This window comes from Austwickia chelonae NBRC 105200, assembly GCF_000298175.1.
GTDB classification, from domain to species: domain Bacteria; phylum Actinomycetota; class Actinomycetes; order Actinomycetales; family Dermatophilaceae; genus Austwickia; species Austwickia chelonae.
On the sequence record NZ_BAGZ01000005.1, the window covers coordinates 118,926 to 135,879 of the forward strand.

14 protein-coding genes are annotated in these 16,954 nt (G+C 62.6%); 6 read left to right on the forward strand and 8 right to left on the reverse strand.

The genetic code is table 11. The features are described from left to right. Positions 1 to 38: 38 nt before the first annotated feature. Entirely contained in the window at positions 39 to 3,071 is a 3,033-nt protein-coding gene (gene uvrA / locus AUCHE_RS03850) for an excinuclease ABC subunit UvrA (RefSeq protein WP_006501964.1), read from the reverse strand. A 62-nt stretch (positions 3,072 to 3,133) separates the two neighbouring features. Between uvrA and AUCHE_RS03855 the strand changes: the two genes are divergently transcribed. From AUCHE_RS03855 to AUCHE_RS03875, 5 genes are all read left to right on the forward strand, one after another. Continuing rightward, positions 3,134 to 3,859 carry a maleylpyruvate isomerase N-terminal domain-containing protein gene (locus AUCHE_RS03855; RefSeq protein ID WP_006501965.1) on the forward strand — a complete coding sequence of 242 codons (726 nt, stop codon included), beginning with the start codon at positions 3,134 to 3,136 and terminating at the stop codon, positions 3,857 to 3,859. 33 nt (positions 3,860 to 3,892) lie between these two features. After that, a complete protein-coding gene (locus AUCHE_RS03860) occupies positions 3,893 to 4,567 on the forward strand; it encodes an MBL fold metallo-hydrolase (protein WP_006501966.1) in 675 nt (224 codons plus the stop codon). Next, the gene (locus AUCHE_RS03865; RefSeq protein ID WP_006501967.1) at positions 4,567 to 4,944 is read left to right on the forward strand and encodes a VOC family protein; all 378 of its coding nucleotides are present in this window, start codon (positions 4,567 to 4,569) and stop codon (positions 4,942 to 4,944) included. Before AUCHE_RS03860 ends, AUCHE_RS03865 begins: the two co-directional genes overlap by 1 nt. 193 nt (positions 4,945 to 5,137) lie before the next feature. Continuing rightward, on the forward strand, positions 5,138 to 6,028 hold the full coding sequence (locus AUCHE_RS03870) for an EamA family transporter (RefSeq protein ID WP_006501968.1): 891 nt from the start codon (positions 5,138 to 5,140) through the stop codon (positions 6,026 to 6,028). A 134-nt stretch (positions 6,029 to 6,162) separates the two neighbouring features. Further along, the gene (locus tag AUCHE_RS03875) at positions 6,163 to 7,671 is read left to right on the forward strand and encodes an acetyl-CoA hydrolase/transferase family protein (RefSeq protein WP_006501969.1); all 1,509 of its coding nucleotides are present in this window, start codon (positions 6,163 to 6,165) and stop codon (positions 7,669 to 7,671) included. 124 nt (positions 7,672 to 7,795) lie between these two features. On the opposite strand, the gene AUCHE_RS03880 is transcribed toward AUCHE_RS03875, so the two are convergent. The 7 genes from AUCHE_RS03880 to AUCHE_RS03910 form a co-directional block, all read right to left on the reverse strand. Then, positions 7,796 to 9,052: an acyl-CoA dehydrogenase family protein gene (locus AUCHE_RS03880; protein WP_006501970.1), complete on the reverse strand. Its 1,257-nt coding sequence runs from the start codon at positions 9,050 to 9,052 to the stop codon at positions 7,796 to 7,798. A gap of 31 nt (positions 9,053 to 9,083) precedes the next feature. Beyond that, the gene (locus tag AUCHE_RS03885; RefSeq protein ID WP_006501971.1) at positions 9,084 to 10,109 is read right to left on the reverse strand and encodes a phosphotransferase family protein; all 1,026 of its coding nucleotides are present in this window, start codon (positions 10,107 to 10,109) and stop codon (positions 9,084 to 9,086) included. Continuing rightward, a complete protein-coding gene (locus tag AUCHE_RS03890; RefSeq protein ID WP_006501972.1) occupies positions 10,106 to 10,861 on the reverse strand; it encodes an SDR family oxidoreductase in 756 nt (251 codons plus the stop codon). Before AUCHE_RS03890 ends, AUCHE_RS03885 begins: the two co-directional genes overlap by 4 nt. A 42-nt stretch (positions 10,862 to 10,903) precedes the next feature. Then, positions 10,904 to 12,058, reverse strand: a complete 1,155-nt coding sequence (locus AUCHE_RS03895; protein WP_006501973.1) for an acyl-CoA dehydrogenase family protein — start codon at positions 12,056 to 12,058, stop codon at positions 10,904 to 10,906. Between the two features lie 383 nt (positions 12,059 to 12,441). Continuing rightward, positions 12,442 to 13,434, reverse strand: coding sequence for a TerC/Alx family metal homeostasis membrane protein (locus AUCHE_RS03900; RefSeq protein WP_006501974.1), 993 nt, complete (start codon positions 13,432 to 13,434; stop codon positions 12,442 to 12,444). A 121-nt stretch (positions 13,435 to 13,555) separates the two neighbouring features. After that, complete coding sequence (gene uvrB / locus AUCHE_RS03905; protein ID WP_006501975.1) at positions 13,556 to 15,625, reverse strand: excinuclease ABC subunit UvrB; 2,070 nt, start codon at positions 15,623 to 15,625, stop codon at positions 13,556 to 13,558. A gap of 127 nt (positions 15,626 to 15,752) precedes the next feature. Next, positions 15,753 to 16,127 carry a roadblock/LC7 domain-containing protein gene (locus AUCHE_RS03910; protein ID WP_040321422.1) on the reverse strand — a complete coding sequence of 125 codons (375 nt, stop codon included), beginning with the start codon at positions 16,125 to 16,127 and terminating at the stop codon, positions 15,753 to 15,755. A gap of 332 nt (positions 16,128 to 16,459) precedes the next feature. Here AUCHE_RS03910 and AUCHE_RS03915 point away from each other — a divergent pair, with 332 nt between their 5' ends. Then, complete coding sequence (locus AUCHE_RS03915; RefSeq protein WP_245706801.1) at positions 16,460 to 16,954, forward strand: hypothetical protein; 495 nt, start codon at positions 16,460 to 16,462, stop codon at positions 16,952 to 16,954.

Sequence of the window (16,954 nt, forward strand, 5' to 3'; positions counted from 1 at the left end):
ATTCCTTCTGTTCGTGGTCGAGCCGATGGTGTGGCGCTCTAGGCGTTCCGTGCCCGGCGGGCGGCGGATCCGCCGGCTCGTTTCGTGGACGTGGCGGGTCGTCGGGCTGTTTCTCGGGAGGTGCCCTCGGGGGAGGTGGGCGGTGGTGGAGCAACAGGGACCGGTCCGTGGGCGGCGAGCAGTGGTGCGAGGAAATGTCCCGTATAGCTGGCTTCGACGGCGACGATCTCCTCGGGAGTTCCTTCGGCGACGACGGTGCCCCCGTTGTCACCGCCTTCGGGGCCCATGTCGATGACCCAGTCGGCGCTCTTGACGACATCGAGGTTGTGTTCGATGACGATCACCGTGTTGCCTTTGTCGACCAGCCCCTGCAGGACTTCCAGCAGCTTGCTGATGTCGTCGAAGTGCAGTCCCGTGGTGGGTTCGTCGAGGACGTAGATGGTGCGTCCGGTGGAGCGTTTCTGCAGTTCTGAGGCGAGTTTCACCCGTTGGGCCTCACCACCGGACAAGGTGGTGGCGCTCTGTCCGAGACGGACATATCCCAGGCCGACCGCGTTCAACGTGGTCAGGTGGCGGGCGATGGCGGGAACTGCGGCGAAGAACTCTGCGGCCTCTTCGATGGGCATGTCCAGGACGTCGGCGATGGTGCGACCCTTGAAGTGGACTTCCAAGGTCTCCCGGTTGTAGCGGGCTCCGTGGCAGACCTCGCAGGGCACGTAGACGTCCGGGAGGAAGTTCATCTCGATCTTGAGGGTGCCGTCACCGGAGCAGGCGTCGCACCGGCCGCCCTTGACGTTGAAGGAGAACCGTCCTGGTTGATATCCGCGGATCTTGGCCTCGGTGGTCTCGGCGAACAGTTTTCGCACATGGTCGAAGACTCCGGTGTAGGTGGCCGGGTTGCTGCGTGGGGTCCGCCCGATAGGGCTCTGGTCGACGTGGACGACCTTGTCGAGATGTTCCAGGCCGGTGACGGTGCGATGCCGGCCCGGGACGTGGCGGGCGCCGTTGAGCCGGTTGGCCATGACGTTGTAGAGGATGTCGTTGACCAGGGTCGACTTACCTGAGCCGGAGACCCCGGTGACAGCGACGAACAGACCCAGGGGGAAGCTGACGTCGACCTCACGCAGGTTGTTTTGGCGAGCGCCACGGACGGTGACCTGCCGGTCGGGTGACATCGGGCGTCGGGCGGCCGGTAGGCGGATGGTTCTACGCCCGGAGAGATAGGCGCCGGTGACCGATTCGTGGTTGGTGAGGAGCCCCGGGAGGTCACCGGAGTACACGACCTGTCCTCCGTGTTCGCCGGCGTGGGGTCCGATGTCGACGATCCAGTCGGCGGCGGCGATGGTGTCCTCGTCGTGTTCGACGACGATGAGGGTGTTGCCCAGGTCACGCAGTCTGGTCAGGGTCTGGATGAGTCGGTGGTTGTCGCGTTGGTGCAGGCCGATGGAGGGTTCGTCCAGGACGTAGAGCACTCCGACGAGGCCGGAGCCGATCTGGGTGGCCAGGCGGATGCGTTGGGCCTCGCCGCCGGAGAGGGTCGCGGTAGGACGGTCCAGAGAGAGATATTCCAGGCCTACGTCGAGGAGGAAGCCGAGTCGGGCCTCGATCTCTTTCAGGACGCGTTCGGCGATCTGTGCTTCACGGGAGGTCAGGGTCAGGGAGGACAGGAAGGTGGCGCATTCCGCGATGGACATCGCTGAGACGTCGGCGATGTTCTTCCCTGCGATGAGCACGGACAATGCTTCGGGTTTGAGTCTGGCTCCGTGGCAGTCGGGACAGGGGGTCTCGCGCATGTACGCCTCGTACTTGTCCCGCGAGTAGTCGGAGTCGGTCTCGGCGTGTCGCCGTTTCACCATGGCGACGGCACCTTCGAACCCTGTGGTGTAGGCCCGTTCACGACCGTAGCGGTTGCGGTATTTCACGTGGACCCGGTAGTCCCTGCCGTGCAGGAGCGCTTCCTTGGCGCGTTCGGGGAGCGCTTTCCAGGGCTTGTCGAGGGAGAAGGACAGTTCCTCTGCGAGCGCGGTGACCACGCGGAGCTGGTACTCCTGCATGGTTCGCCCCTGGGCCCAGGGTGCGATAGCTCCTTCGCGGAGGGTGAGTTCCTCGTCGGGGACGAGCAGTTCCGGGTCGACCTCGAGGCGGGTGCCGATGCCGGTGCAGGTGGGGCAGGCGCCGTAGGGGCTGTTGAAGGAGAAGGTGCGTGGTTCGATCTCGTCGACGGACAGGGGGTGTTCGTTGGGGCAGGCCATCAGTTCGGAGAACCGGCGTTGGCGGCTCCAGCCGGGGATCTGTCCGGCGGGGTCGTCGCCGGCGTCGACGAGGTCGATGACGACCAGACCGCCGGAGAGGTGGAGCGCGGTTTCCACGGAATCGGTGAGTCGTCTTTGCGCGGAGGTGTCTTCGCCTTTGGCGACGAGCCGGTCGACGACGACGTTGATGTGGTGTTTCTTCTGTTTCTCCAAGGCGGGTACGTCGTCGAGGGGGTGGGTCTGGCCGTCGACCTGTACGCGGGAGAAGCCTTTGCTGCGGAGTTCGGTGAACAGGTCGACGAATTCGCCTTTGCGTCCGCGGACCACCGGGGCGAGGACCTGGAAGCGGGTGCGGACGGGCAGGGTGAGGACCTTGTCGACGATCTGTTGGGGGCTCTGTCGCATGATCTGTTCTCCGCAGATCGGACAGTGCGGGATTCCGGTGCGGGCGAAGAGTAGGCGGAGGTAGTCGTATACCTCAGTGATGGTTCCGGCGGTGGAGCGGGGGTTCCGGTTCGTGGATTTCTGGTCGATGGACACCGCCGGGGACAGGCCTTCGATGAAGTCCACATCGGGTTTGTCCATCTGGCCGAGGAACTGGCGGGCATAGGCCGAGAGTGATTCCACGTATCGGCGTTGTCCTTCGGCGAAGATCGTGTCGAAGGCCAGCGAGGACTTCCCTGACCCGGACAGCCCGGTGAAGACGCACAGGGCGTTCCTCGGGATGGAGATCGAGACATTCTTCAGGTTGTGCTCGCGGGCACCGCGTACGACGAGACGGTCACGGTCGTGCGCGGGGGGAGAAGTGTTTTCGGGCACCTGATCATGCTAGGGCGCCGGTCCGACAAGTCATCCTGATGTGCATGGGCCAGGATGGGGTGATGACCGACACGGAGAAGACCGCACCCGGGGGCATCTCGGACGTCTACGCCGATCTGGAGCTGCTCGACCTGGAGACCAGGTCTCTTCTGCAGTCCGTGGCCGGGTTGACCGAGGCCGATCTGGCTGGGCCGTCACGCCGATCTGGGTGTACCCGGGGGCAGGTGGTGTCGCAGCTGGCCCGGGATGCCGAGGTCCTGGTCCGTTTGGTCGTCTGGGCTCGTACCGGCGTCCGGACGGTCCGAGATCCGTCGGAGCAGATCGGGCAAGGGGACGACGGGAATGGTGTCTCCTGGTCGACGGCGGAGCAGGAGATCGACCTGGTCGAGGCCTGTGATCTCCTCGGTGATGCCCTGGGGGCGTTGACCTTGCCGTTGGCCAGTCCGGTTCTGGAGCTGGTGGACGGGCCGGTGTCTGCGCAGGATCTGCCTCGGATGCGGCTGCAGGAGGTCGTCCTGAGCCATGCGGACCTGGGCTGCGGGTGGGAGCTGGCTTCTGCGCATCCGTTGGCTGTCGCCGATCTGTTGGCCGCGGCGGTGTCCCGTCTCGGGGCTGCGCCCAGGTCGGCGGGGTTCACCGTGGTCAGCGACGAGGGCGACCGTTTCGTCGTCGGTGACGGCTCTCGTACGGTGCGGGGCCCCGCCGATGCTCTGCTGGCCTGGCTCTCCTGGGGGGTCGTCGCCGGGATCCGTTGCGATGACGGGCTCCCTGTGCCGGAGACACCCTGATCTGCTGTTCCCTTCCCTACGAGAGGATCGACGATGAACATGCCTGGAACGTTGTACACCGGTGAGGTGTCCCCTGGCGGTCCCACCGCGCTGCGGGAGCTGCCCGGGCTGCTGATCCGAAAGTGCAGTGTCGGAGATCTTGACAACAACTGCTACCTGTTGACCTGTACCGTCACCGGCGACCAGCTCCTGGTCGATGCCGCGGACGATCCTGAGCGGTTGCTCCGGTTGGTCGCGGAAGGGGCTGGACGGCTGTCGACGATCGTGACCACGCACCGTCACCACGACCATGTCCGGGCGTTGGCCGAGTTGGCTTCGGCGACCGGCGCCGTCACGATGTCCGGTCGGGATGACGCGGAGGCTCTTCCGGTGCTCCCCGATCGCCGGTTGGCGCATGGTGACGAGATCGAGCTGGGCCGTCAGGTTCTGCAGGTCGTCGAGCTCCGTGGACACACCCCCGGGGGTATCGCCTTGGTCTGGCAGGAGCCCACCGGCCGCGCTCATGTCTTCAGCGGGGACAGTCTCTTCCCGGGCGGTGTCGGGAAGACTCCCACGCCGGAGGTTTTCCAGATGCTGATGGACGACGTCGAGGAGCGCATCTTCGCGGCGTACGGCGATGACACCTGGGTCTATCCGGGGCACGGCAAGGACACGACGCTCGGCGCGGAGCGCCCGCACCTGGGCGAGTGGCGTGAGCGAGGCTGGTGATGGTGGCCGTCGGACGTCTCGCCCAGTTGGTCCTGGAGTGTGGTGACGCGCCGCGGCTGGCCGCATTCTGGAAGGAGGTGCTCGACACGGAGGAGCCATATGGCGAGTTCATGTGGCTGACGGTCGACTGGGCGCCCGTCGGGCGGCTCTCGTTCCATCAGGTCGACGGCTACGTGCCCCCTGAGTGGCCGGGGCGCACGGGCGAGATTCAGAGCCATTTCGATCTTCTCGTGGACAACCTCGTGGAGGCAACAGACCGCATCCTGACGGCAGGTGCGACCGCTCTGACCGAGGTGCTCGACCCCGGGCCGAAAGCGTGGCGTGTCTTCGCCGATCCCGCGGGACACCCCTTCTGTCTGGTGACCGTGCCGGAGTAGCCGCGTGTCCACGCGACGCGTGGAGGGCTGATCACATGACCAACTAGTCGCGTGGGAGGAGTCGGAAGACCCGCGTCTGCTTAACGAGACGATCTGCGTCTCTGGCGGGAATGCGGATGGTGACTCGCGGGACACGGTGTTGAGGAGACGTTCTGTCCCGTAGCCGAGCGGTGGCCGATGTCAGGATGTCCGGGTGATCTCTCCTCTCCGAGGACGCTGGGCAGAGCTACGGTCCTCTTCGTCCTTCCCGGTTCTGCTGGTCCTGGCCGCGGTGTTGTCGGTCCAGTTCGGTGGCGCGCTCGGCGCGACCCTGATCCCTGTGGTGGGTGTCGTCGGCGCGGTGGCGATCCGGTTGGGGTTGGGCGCCCTGATCATGTTGGTCCTGGTGCGCCCGGATCCGCGAGGCCATCCGTGGCAGGACTGGGTCACGGTCGGGGCCTTCGGGCTGGCCCTGGCGGCGATGAACACCGCGTTCTACGCCTCCTTGGCCCGTCTGCCGATCGGGGTGGCGGTGACCGTCGAGTTCGTCGGCCCGCTGCTCCTGGCCGCAGCTCTGTCCCGACATCTACGGGACGGACTCGCAGTGGTTGCGGCTGCCACCGGAGTGGTCCTGGTATCCGGGGTCGCTACCACCTCGTGGTCCCGGATCGACCTGACAGGCCTGTTCCTGGCCGCTACGGCGGGCGCGGCCTGGGCCGTCTACATCGTGTTGTCCGCACGCACCGGACGTCGTTTCCACGGCACGGAAGGCTTAGCTTGGGCGATGGTGGTAGGGGCCCTCTGTACCGTCCCGAGCGGCCTCTGGCTCGAAGGGACGTCGCTCTTCGGTGGAGAAGCTCTGGCCAAGGGGCTCGGCATCGCGATACTCTCCTCCGTCCTGCCTTATTCCCTCGAGCTGGTGGCTCTACGACGGATGCATGCACGTACCTTCGGTGTGCTTCTGAGCGTGGAGCCGGTCGCCGCGGCCCTCGCCGGGTTCCTGGTTCTTGGGCAGGGGTTGGAGAGCACGCAGCTTCTCGGCATGCTTCTGGTGACCATGGCCTCCGTCGGGGTCACCCGGCGGACGTCCGATCCGGTGGACTGACCGAAGGTCGTTCTCGGCCGGTCGGCTTCGTGGAGGCCCGGCTCGTCGTCTCATGCCCGAAGGTCCCAATACATCCTGTTTGCAGGCGACTACCGTAGTCGTCGCAGAGTCCGCAGCACATCCCTGGAGGAGCAATGGGCACCCGCATCGCGCACGCCGAGCTTCGTAAGAAGGTCATGTCGGCCGGCGAAGCCGCCGCGAAGATCAACCCCGGCGACAACGTCGGTATGAGTGGGTTCACCGGAGCGGGGTACCCCAAGGAAGTGCCGGTGGCCCTCGCCCAACGCATCCGCGAGGCGACCGCTGACGGTGAATCCTTCCGCGTCGGGGTCTGGACCGGCGCGTCCACGGCCCCGGAACTGGACGGGGCACTCGCCGAGGCCGACGGTGTCGACCTGCGGCTGCCCTACCAGTCCGACCCGGTGACCCGTTCGAAGATCAACGCCGGAACGATGGACTACATCGACGCCCATCTGAGCCATGTGGCACCGCTGGTATGGGAGGGTTTCTTCGGCAAGCTCGACGTCGCTGTCATCGAGGTCACCGGGGTCACCGAGGAGGGCAGCCTCATCCCGGCGTCTTCCATCGGCAACAACAAGACCTGGATCGACCAGGCTGACAAGGTGATCCTCGAGGTCAACGAGTGGCAGTCGCTCGACCTCGACGGCATGCACGACATCTACTACGGCACCGCGCTTCCGCCCCGCCGTCGTCCGGTGATGATGACCAGCCCCGCCGACCGCATCGGTGAACCGCACCTTCGGGTCGACCCGGACAAGGTCGTTGCGATCGTGGAGACCAACTCCCCCGACCGCAACACAGCGTTCAAGCCTCTCGACGCGGACAGCAAGGCCATCGCCGGTCACCTACTCGATTTCCTCATGCACGAGGTGAAGGTCGGCCGGGTGCCCAAGGAGCTGCTTCCCCTGCAGTCCGGTGTCGGCAATATCGCCAATGCCGTGCTCGCCGGGCTGCTGGATGCGCCTTTCGAGAACCTGACCTCCTACACCGAGGTCATCCAGGACGGCATGATTGACTTGATCGATGCCGGCAAGGTGTCGGTGGCCTCGGCGACGGCGTTCAGCCTCTCCCCCGAGTACGCCGAACGGATGAACAACGAGGCTGCCAAGTACCGCAAGAACATCATCCTGCGCGCGCAGGAGATCTCGAACCATCCTGAGTTGATCCGGCGACTCGGTGTCATCGCCACCAATGGGCTGATTGAGGCCGACATCTACGGCAATGTGAACTCCACCCACATCATGGGTAGCCGGATGCAGAACGGTATCGGCGGTTCGGGTGATTTCGCGCGTAACGCCTATCTGTCCTGTTTTGTGACGCCGTCGGTGGCGAAGGGTGGGGCCATTTCGGCGATCGTGCCCTTCGTGTCCCATGTCGACCACACCGAGCACGACACTCATGTGATCGTCACCGAGCAGGGGTTGGCCGATCTGCGTGGTCTGGCGCCGCGTAAACGTGCTCGGGTCATCATCGACAAGTGTGCGCATCCGGATTACAGGCCGATGCTCGAGGAGTATTTCGAGCGTGCGCAGAAGGTCGCCAATGGGATGCACACGCCGCATGATCTGGCGTTGGCACACAGCTGGCACCGTAAGTTCCTCGCCGAGGGAACGATGCGCTGATTGTGTGTTGTGCACCGGTGCGGGAGCTTTCGATTCCTCGGGGTTCCTGCACCGGTGTCGCTTCAGTGAAGGCTGGACCCGCCGGTTCGGTGTAGGGATCTGCGGGGCGGTGTGGGATAGCGCGTCACGGTGATCGTGGTGTTTCTTTGGTGTCCTGTCCGGTGTGTCGTCGGATCTCGTGGCGTGCCAGCGAGCTTTTGTGTACTTCGTCTGGGCCGTCGGCGATCCGGAGGCTGCGTACTCCGGCCAGGGCTTCGGCGAGGGGGTGGTCTTGGCAGAGTCCGGCTGCGCCGTGGACTTGGATGGCGCGGTCGATGATGGTCTGGACCGTGTGGGGAACGGCGATCTTGATGGCTTGGATCTCGGTGTGTGCGGCGTGATTGCCTCGGGTGTCCATGAGCCAGGCAGTTTTGAGGGTCAGTAGCCGGAGTTGTTCGAGTCGTACGCGTGCGTCGGCGATCCAGTCCTGGATGGTTCCGCGGCTGGCGAGTGGGCTCCCGAAGGTGATTCGCCTGGTGGCTCTGTGGCTCATGGCTTCGAGTGCCATTTCGCCCAGGCCGATGGCTCGCATGCAGTGGTGGATGCGGCCGGGGCCGAGTCTGGCTTGGGCGATGGCGAATCCGTCTCCTTCTTCGGAGATGAGGTGGGTGGCGGGTACTTCGACGTCGGTGAAGCTGATCTCTGCATGTCCGCCGTGTTCGTGGTCGTCGAAACCCAGGACGTGCAAGGGGCGGACGATCTGCACGCCGGGGGTATTTCTGGGGACGAGGATCATGCTCTGTTGGCGGTGTCTTTTCGCGTCGGGGTCGGTTTTACCCATGACGATGAAGAAGGCGCAGCCGGGGTTGAGTGCTCCGGTGACCCACCATTTACGTCCGTTGACGAGGTAGCGGTCGCCGTGGCGGGTGATGCGGGTCTCGATATTGGTGGCGTCGCTGCTGGCAACGTCTGGTTCGGTCATGGCGAAGGCGGATCTGGTGCGGCCTTCGAGCAGTGGGATCAGCCAGCGTTCTTGTTGTTCGGGGTTGCCGTAGGCGGTGAGGACGTCGATATTTCCGCTGTCCGGTGCCGCGCAGTTCATTGCGGGTGGTGCCAGGTGGATGGCGTGTCCGCTCAGTTCTGCGAGCGGCGCATATTGCAGGTTTGTCAGTCCGGCGCCGTGTTCGCCGGTGAGGAAGAGGTTCCACAGTCCACGGGCTCGAGCTTCCTCCTGGAGCTCCTGCATGACGGGTGTGTTGTCCCAGCTCCAGTGTTCGCCGCGGGCTGCGTTGTCTGCCAGTTGGGTTGCGAAGGTGTGGCGGGCGGGCTCGATCCGGTCGGTCATGAAGGAACGGAGACGACGGTGGAACTCTTCGGTCACTTCGTCGAGGGCGAAGTCCATGGGGGTCCTTTCCTCGTTCCTGTCGTGGCGGTCAGTGGGTGGCGAGCGCGCTGAGCCCATGTGCCAGCAGAGGGGCGACGTACTCTCCGATGTGGGTGAATCCGTCTCCGACGGTCTGTCCGGCGAGGTGGCGGTGGTGAATGCCTTCGAGGATGACGGCGAGTTTGTAGAAGGCGAGTGCTTCGTACCATCCGAGGTGGTCTAGGGGGCGTCCGCTGGTTTGTGTGTAGAGCTGGAGTTGGTGGTCGAGGTCGGGGTAGCCGGGTGCGAGGGGCACGTCGAGGACGAGGGGGCTTCCGGGTGGGACGATGGTGGCCAGGTGGTGGTAGACGGCGAGGAGCCCGAGGTCGGTGAGTGGGTCGCCGAGCGTGGCCATCTCCCAGTCGATGACGGCGGCGATCTGGTCTTGGGTATTGATGAGCACGTTGTCGAGGCGGTAGTCGCCATGGATGACGGCGGGTGCTTGTTCTGGCGGAATGGTTCCGGCTAGTCGGTGGTGGAGTTCGTCGGCATCGGGCAGGTCGCGGGTGCGTGAGTGTTCCCATTGGTGGCGCCATCGTTCGACTTGTCGGGCGCAGAATCCGTGGGGGCGTCCGAAGCTGTCGAGGCCGATCTCGTACGGGGAGATCCTGTGCAGGTCGGCGAGGACGGTGAGGAGTTGTGCTCCGATACGCGCGGTGCGGGTGGGGCCGAGTTCGTGGAGTTGTGCTGCGCTGCGGTAGGTCGTACCTGAAATGTGTTCCATCAGGTAGAAGGGCACGCCTAGGGGGGTGGTGTCCTCTACCAGGAGGAGGGTCTTGGGTACGGGGACCGGTGTGGCGCTCAGCGCGGTCAGGACGCGGTGTTCCCTGCGCATGTCGTGAGCGCTGTCGAGGACGTGGCCCAGCGGGGGTCGGCGTAGGACGGCAGTCTGTGTCCCGGCGGAGACCAGGTAGGTGAGATTGGATCGTCCTCCGGTGAGCAGTTCGGCATGGAGCGGACCGGGAAGCAGGTCGGGCGCGTACTGGTCGAGGTGTGTACGGAGGCTTTCCAGGTTGATCCCTGGGGGGTGGTTCATTCGCCACCGCGCAGGGTCAGTCCACCGTCGATCACGATGGTGTGTCCGGTGATCCAGGTGGCGTCGTCGGAGAGGAGGAAGGCGACTGCTCCGCTGATGTCGCGGGGTTCGCCGAGCCGGCCCAGGGGGTAGTGGGCGCTGAGGTGCTCTTCCTTGTCGCGGTAGAGGGCTTCGGCGAAGTGGGTTTTGACGACGCCGGGAGCTACAGCGTTGACCCTGGTCGTGGGGGCTAGTTCGAGGGCGAATTCTTCGGTGAGGTGGATGACGGCGGATTTGCTGGCGCCGTACATGGCGATTCCTGGTGCGGGGCGGATACCGGCGATGGAGGCGATGTTGACGATGCTGCCGCCGTGTTCGGCCATCCAGCACCGGTGTGTGTGTTGGATCCAGCCGAGGGTTCCCAGGATGTTGACGTCGAGGAGTTTCCTGGCGGCTCGGGGGTCGAGTTGGGTCAGGGGTCCGTAGGCGGGGTTGATCCCGGCGTTGTTGACCAGGTGGTCGAGTCGCCCCCATCGGTCGAGGATGGTGTCGACGGTGTGCTGATGGTGGTCTGGGTCATCGGCCCGGCCGGCGACCCCGAGCGCATGTTCGGGGCCGCCGAGTTCGTGTATCGCGATCTCGAGCTGTTCTTGCCCTCGCGCGGTGAGGCATACCTTGGCGCCTTCGTTCACGAGCCGGTGAGCGATGGCCAGTCCGATACCGCGACTGGCGCCGGTGACAAGTGCGACTCGGTCTGAGAATCGTCGGCTCATGGCTCTCCTCGTCGAGGGTGTGATTCGGGTCGGATGGGTTTTCTACAGGCCCAGGTCTCGTCCGATGAGTTCTTTCATGATTTCGTTGGATCCCGCCCAGATCTTGTGCACTCGGGCGTCTTTCCAGGCGCGGGCGACTCGGTATTCGTTCATGAATCCGTATCCGCCATGGAGTTGGACGCATTCGTCGAGCACCTCGCACTGCACCTGGGAGGCCCACCATTTGGCTTTGGCTGCATCGACAGGGGTGAGTTTTCCTTCAGTGTGAGCGATGACGCAGTCGTCGATATAGGCTTCGGAGATCTCGACTGCGGTCACCATCTCGGCGATCTTGAACTTGTTGTGTTGGAAGCTTCCGATGGACTGTCCGAAGGCTTTGCGGTCCTTGGCGTACTGGATCGTCTCGATGAGGATCTGCTTGGCATTGGCGATATTGGCGATGGCATTGCCGATGCGTTCCTGAGGGAGGTGTTGCATCATGGCGATGAAGCCGGTCCCGGCTTCTCCAAGAAGGTTTCCTGCCGAGACGCGGACATTGTCGAAGAAGAGTTCTGCGGTATCGGATTCAGGTTGCCCGACCTTGTCGAGCTTATTGCCTTTGGTGTATCCGTGGGTCCCTGTTTCAAGGATGAAGAGGGAGATTCCGCGGGCACCTTTGGTGGGGTCGGTGCGGGCTGCGACGACCGCGAGATCGCATTGATGGCCGTTCGTGATGAAGGTCTTCGACCCGTTGATGATCCAGTCCCCTGTGCCGTCGTCAGCCAGGACAGCGCTGGTTTTCAGTGCGGCGAGGTCGGATCCACCTGAGGGTTCGGTCATCCCGATGGACATGATCTTCTCGCCAGCGGCGACTCCGGGGAGCCACCGGCTTTTCTGTTCTTCGGTCCCCAGGTGGACAAGATAGGGGGCGGTGATGTCGGAGTGAATTCCGAAGCACGAGGAGACGGCGGCTGTGAATTTACCTAGCTCTTCTCCGAGGACGGCGTTGAAACGGTAGTCGTCAATACCTGCACCGCCGTACTCTTCAGGGATACAGAGTCCGAAGAAGCCCTGTCGTCCTGCTTCTGTCCAGATCTCGCGGGGGATGCGCTTCTCTTTGATCATTTCCTCTGCTCGAGGTGCCAGCGTGCGTTCGACAAATTCTCGACAGGACTGGCGAAAGGCGTCATGGTCCTCGCTGTAGATATTGCGCGGCATACCTGCTCCTCTTGTTTGTCGACCGTAGGTAATGGCCGGTCGACGGAACCCTGGGGAGGCCGGAGCGCAATAGCCGTCAGCTCCGACGATGGTGACGATACTCGCCGGTAGATGTAAGAGCGTCAAGGGCACGCTAGGGCGCGTCGACGAACGGAGCAGCTCGCGGGACGACGGGCGGGAAGTGAAGGCGTTCAAGTCGTTCCATGCGCCGATTGGGCATCTGTCCAGAAGTTCTGGCCAGCTTCGGCTCCGACCTGGCGTGGGCGCGCGTCTGTACGCAGGAAGCTATCGGCCGTATCAGGGATGATCCCCTGTATCCGGGAACAGCAAAGCGCCGCCATGGGGAGTCGTTGTCCTCCCGGTGACGGCGCTTCGTGCGAGTCTCAATCGTGTTGGCTGATCGTATTCCTGGTGCGGATCAGGCTTGCGACCGTGGTCACTCCGAGAATGAGGATGATAGCGCCCAGGGAAACACTGATGGGAATCTCGGGAATAGCATGGATCCCTTGGCCACCATTAAGGAAAGGCAGCGTGTTCTCATGTAGAGCATGCAGGATCAATTTAATTCCGATGAAGCCGAGCAACACCGACAAGCCTATTCCCAAGTATTCGAGTCGCTTCAGCAGGTCACCGATAAGGAAGTACAGCTGGCGAAGTCCCATCAGGGCGAAGATATTCGCCGTCAGCACGAGAAACGGCTCACTGGTCAGGCCGTAGATCGCAGGAATGGAGTCCAGAGCGAAAAGCAGGTCGGTGGTACCCAAGGCCAGGATCACGATCAGCATCGGGGTCATCATTCGCGCACCGTCGATGTTGACAAGAAGATGCGGGGCTGCGTCCCAGGATTGGGTGGCTGGGAACCTGTGCTCCACCCAGCGAAGGAAGGCATTCTCTTCGAATTCTTCTTCCGCATCGTCCTCGAGGGCCTCGCGGAAAAGTTTATATGCGGTGACGATGAGGAAGATTCCGAAGATGTAGAACATCCAGGAGAAGCGATTAATGACAGCGGCGCCTGCTGCGATGAATATCGCCCGCAAGATCAGGGCGATGACGATGCCGATCATCAAGGCAGTCTGCTGGAATCTTTCCGGAACCTTGAACTTCGCCATGATAATTAGGAAGACGAACAGATTATCCACAGATAATGAATATTCCGTCAGCCATCCCGCAAAGAATTCAGCTCCATAACGATGCCCTGCAAAGATCCAGACGCCGGCGCCGAAGAGCACCGCCCCGAGCACATAGCAGGCAAGATAAGCACCACATTCCTTGGTCGAAGGAACGCGCGGACGTCGCGCCACGATGAGGACGTCGAAGAGCAGAACGGCGACGGTGGTCACCGTGACCGAAACCCAGACCCACATGGGGATAGTCACACCAGGATCCTTCCAGCTGATAGCAGAACCCGTAGTTTGGCATTGCCGAGACCACGGGCGAGACTCCTCCCCCACGTGGAAGGACGCGCACTCCTTGAGCCAGGGGCCTGCTCGCGGAGCCTTATCTGCTCGCTTGTTGCATCTGACGCAGCTCCTTCTTCAGCTCGGACAACTCATCCCGAAGGCGAGCCGCGAGTTCGAAGCGTAGGTCCGCAGCGGCTTGGTGCATCTGCGCGGTCAGCTCGTCGATGAGCTCTGCCAACTCCGACACTGGACGCGAGTCGACCTCCGCTCGCGTTGAACGCGTCTCTCGTCGACCATTCGAACGTTGCAAATTCAACAACTCGGCCGTATCTGCATCCTCCCGGTGCAGCATATCGGTGATGTCCGCGATGCGTTTACGCAGTGGTTGCGGATCGATGCCGTGAGCCACATTGTATTTTATTTGCTTCTCGCGGCGGCGAGCGGTCTCGTCGATGGCCTCCTTCATCGACGGAGTGATCACATCCGCATACATGTGGACCTCCCCGGAGACATTGCGCGCAGCCCGGCCGATGGTCTGAATCAGGCTGCGAGCGGACCTCAGGAAGCCTTCCTTGTCAGCATCGAGGATGCTGACAAGGGCCACTTCGGGGAGGTCGAGACCCTCGCGCAGCAGATTGATCCCCACCAGTACATCGAATTCCCCCAGGCGTAGTTCCCTGAGGAGTTCGACCCTGCGCAGGGTGTCGACCTCGCTGTGAAGATAACGCACGCGAACGCCACGTTCGAGCAGGTAGTCGGTCAGGTCCTCAGCCATCTTCTTGGTGAGTGTCGTCACCAGGACTCGCTCGTCACGTTCTGTGCGTGCCCGGATCTCGGCGAGTAGGTCATCAACCTGTCCGGAGGTCGGCTTGACGACGATCTTCGGGTCGACGAGTCCGGTCGGCCTGATGATCTGTTCGACGACACCGTCGGACTGCGCCAGCTCATAGGGGCCGGGAGTTGCCGACAGATAGATCGTCTGGCCGATCCGGTCGAGGAATTCCTCCCATTTCAATGGCCGATTGTCCATCGCGCTCGGCAGCCGAAAACCATGATCGACAAGAGTCCGCTTTCGCGACATGTCTCCTTCGTACATCGCCCCGATTTGAGGAACTGTCACATGGGATTCATCAATGATAAGCAGGAAATCTTCCGGAAAGTAGTCGAGCAGGCAGTTCGGCGCACTTCCCGGAAGTCGACCGTCGATATGCATCGAATAGTTCTCAATGCCTGAGCAGGCACCCATTTGGCGCATCATCTCTATGTCGTAGGTGGTGCGCATCCGTAGTCGCTGAGCTTCGAGCAACTTACCCTGCCGCTCGAAATCTGCCAATTGCGAAGTTAGTTCGCCCTCTATTCCTGTAATCGCGCGTTCCATGCGCTCAGGTCCTGCGACATAGTGTGTGGCCGGAAAAACATAGAGCTCCTCTTCTTCCTGTATGACCTCTCCGGTCAATGGATGCAATGTGTAGAGGCGCTCGATCTCGTCACCGAATAGTTCGATTCGCACGGCCAGCTGCTCGTAGACCGGAATGATTTCCACGGTGTCTCCCCTGACCCGGAAAGTGCCTCGGGTGAAGGAGATGTCGTTGCGGACATATTGATTCTCGACGAATCGTCGAAGCAGCTGATCCCGATCGATCTGCTGTCCTATTTTTAGGGTGACCATCCGATCTACATATTCCTGCGGCGTCCCCAGCCCGTATATACAAGAGACCGAGGCTACGACGATGACATCTCTGCGGGTCAGCAGGGAGTTCGTGGCGCTGTGTCGAAGGCGTTCCACCTCGTCATTGATTGAGGAATCCTTCTCAATATATGTATCGGTCTGGGGAACATAAGCTTCCGGTTGGTAATAGTCATAGTAACTGACGAAATATTCCACAGCATTGTGTGGAAAAAGTTCTCGAAGTTCGTTCGCCAGCTGGGCCGCCAGGGTCTTGTTGGGAGCCAGGACCAGAGTCGGCCGTTGGATCTGTTCGATCAGCCAGGCCGAGGTGGCAGATTTCCCGGTGCCGGTGGCTCCCAGCAGGACGATGTCCTTCTCCCCCGCCCGGACCCGTTCCGACAGCTCCGCGATTGCTGTGGGCTGATCCCCCGAAGGGGAGAACTCCGAGACCACCTGAAAAGGGGCGACTCGACGCTGCAGGTCGGTGATGGGCCGCATGGCTGCAGGCTATCGCGAGAGCAAATAGTTCGCCCTTCTGGAAGCAGCCTGCTTCCGAACGACGTCGCCCTCCGGACCTGGTCAGGTCCGGAGGGCGACGGGTGGTCGAGCGTCGTGCCCGATCAACTCACTTGTTGATCAAGCGATTCACGTGGCGGTTCACCGAAGCACGGAGCAGCGCCAGGTTGGTGTCCTGACGTGAAGCTGCCAGGTACAGGAAGGTAGTGGGGGTGATCATCTTGATCAGGTGCAGCTGGTCCCCGAGGGTCAGCAGCATGTCCTCCAGCTCGCTCTGGATGTTGAGGACGCGAATCGTCTTCTGCTTCGCCTTGACCATTTCGGTGTTGTAGGCGCTGGCGGCTTCGAGATCGAAGTCGGCGAGACGAGACTTACCAGCCAGCGGCATCCCGGTCTCGGCGTCTACGATCGAAGCACCCATGAAGCCATTGGTGTCGGCCTCGATGGCGTTGATGATCTCCGTCATCTGGTCCTGGTTGACCATGAGTTCCCTTTCGATGTCGATGTGCTCGCTTTGGGCTGCTCTGACGAAGCCCGACGAAGTAGCTGCGGTACACATCTCGTCGCAGCCATCTGTGTCCAATAGTAGATGGTCAGACGTCCGACCCACTCATGCGCAAGAATGCAACGCCTGTGACCTGGCCAAATGCAAAAGATCGTCATCTGGTGTCCCACGAGCATGGCAAGCTGAATACTGTGAGTGCAAGTGGAAGCAGTGGAATGCCTGTCGTCCTGGGGCCGACGACACAACAGCAGGTGGCATTCATCGGGCCGCTCGGGGTGGGGAAAACGACTGCCGTCCGATCGGTTTCGCAAGTGCCTGTCATCAGTACCGAAGTCATGCGCGCGGCGATCGCGGTCCGCGCCGACAGCTTCAACGACAAGAAGACGACCACAGTCGGTATCGATTACGGGGAATGGACGACACCTGACGGGATCCGGGTGAGTCTCATCGGGACGCCCGGGCAGGTACGCTTCTCTTCGACGCGGGCCTCGGTCGTTGCACGTCGCGGCAGCATCGTCCTGTGGCTCTACGGAGATCACACCGATGGGGTCCAAGAAGCTGCCGAGTGGATCGAACGTATCGGCGACGCCTCTGTCTGGGGACGACTCGTCATCGCGGTGACCAGGCGCGCAGGAGCGCCTCAGGCACCCACACTCGATGACTACCGCGATCGTGTCCGTGATTACAGTCCAAATATCGCCGTCCTCGACGCAGATCCGCGGGTGGCTGCTGACGTTGCCGAAATCATCCTGACAGCGCTCAAACTTCCCACAGCTTCGGCAGGTCTACCGCCCGCCGCCTCATGA

Excerpts from the sequence above, each read along its gene's own strand:
- AUCHE_RS03895 (WP_006501973.1), bottom strand. The coding sequence starts at position 12,058 with ATGCCGCGCAATATCTACAGCGAGGACCATGACGCCTTTCGCCAGTCC.
- AUCHE_RS03890 (WP_006501972.1), bottom strand. The coding sequence starts at position 10,861 with ATGAGCCGACGATTCTCAGACCGAGTCGCACTTGTCACCGGCGCCAGT.
- AUCHE_RS03865 (WP_006501967.1), top strand. The coding sequence starts at position 4,567 with ATGGTGGCCGTCGGACGTCTCGCCCAGTTGGTCCTGGAGTGTGGTGAC.
- AUCHE_RS03910 (WP_040321422.1), bottom strand. The coding sequence starts at position 16,127 with ATGGTCAACCAGGACCAGATGACGGAGATCATCAACGCCATCGAGGCC.
- AUCHE_RS03855 (WP_006501965.1), top strand. The coding sequence starts at position 3,134 with ATGACCGACACGGAGAAGACCGCACCCGGGGGCATCTCGGACGTCTAC.
- AUCHE_RS03860 (WP_006501966.1), top strand. The coding sequence starts at position 3,893 with ATGAACATGCCTGGAACGTTGTACACCGGTGAGGTGTCCCCTGGCGGT.
- AUCHE_RS03885 (WP_006501971.1), bottom strand. The coding sequence starts at position 10,109 with ATGAACCACCCCCCAGGGATCAACCTGGAAAGCCTCCGTACACACCTC.
- uvrB (WP_006501975.1), bottom strand. The coding sequence starts at position 15,625 with ATGCGGCCCATCACCGACCTGCAGCGTCGAGTCGCCCCTTTTCAGGTG.
- AUCHE_RS03875 (WP_006501969.1), top strand. The coding sequence starts at position 6,163 with ATGGGCACCCGCATCGCGCACGCCGAGCTTCGTAAGAAGGTCATGTCG.
- AUCHE_RS03880 (WP_006501970.1), bottom strand. The coding sequence starts at position 9,052 with ATGGACTTCGCCCTCGACGAAGTGACCGAAGAGTTCCACCGTCGTCTC.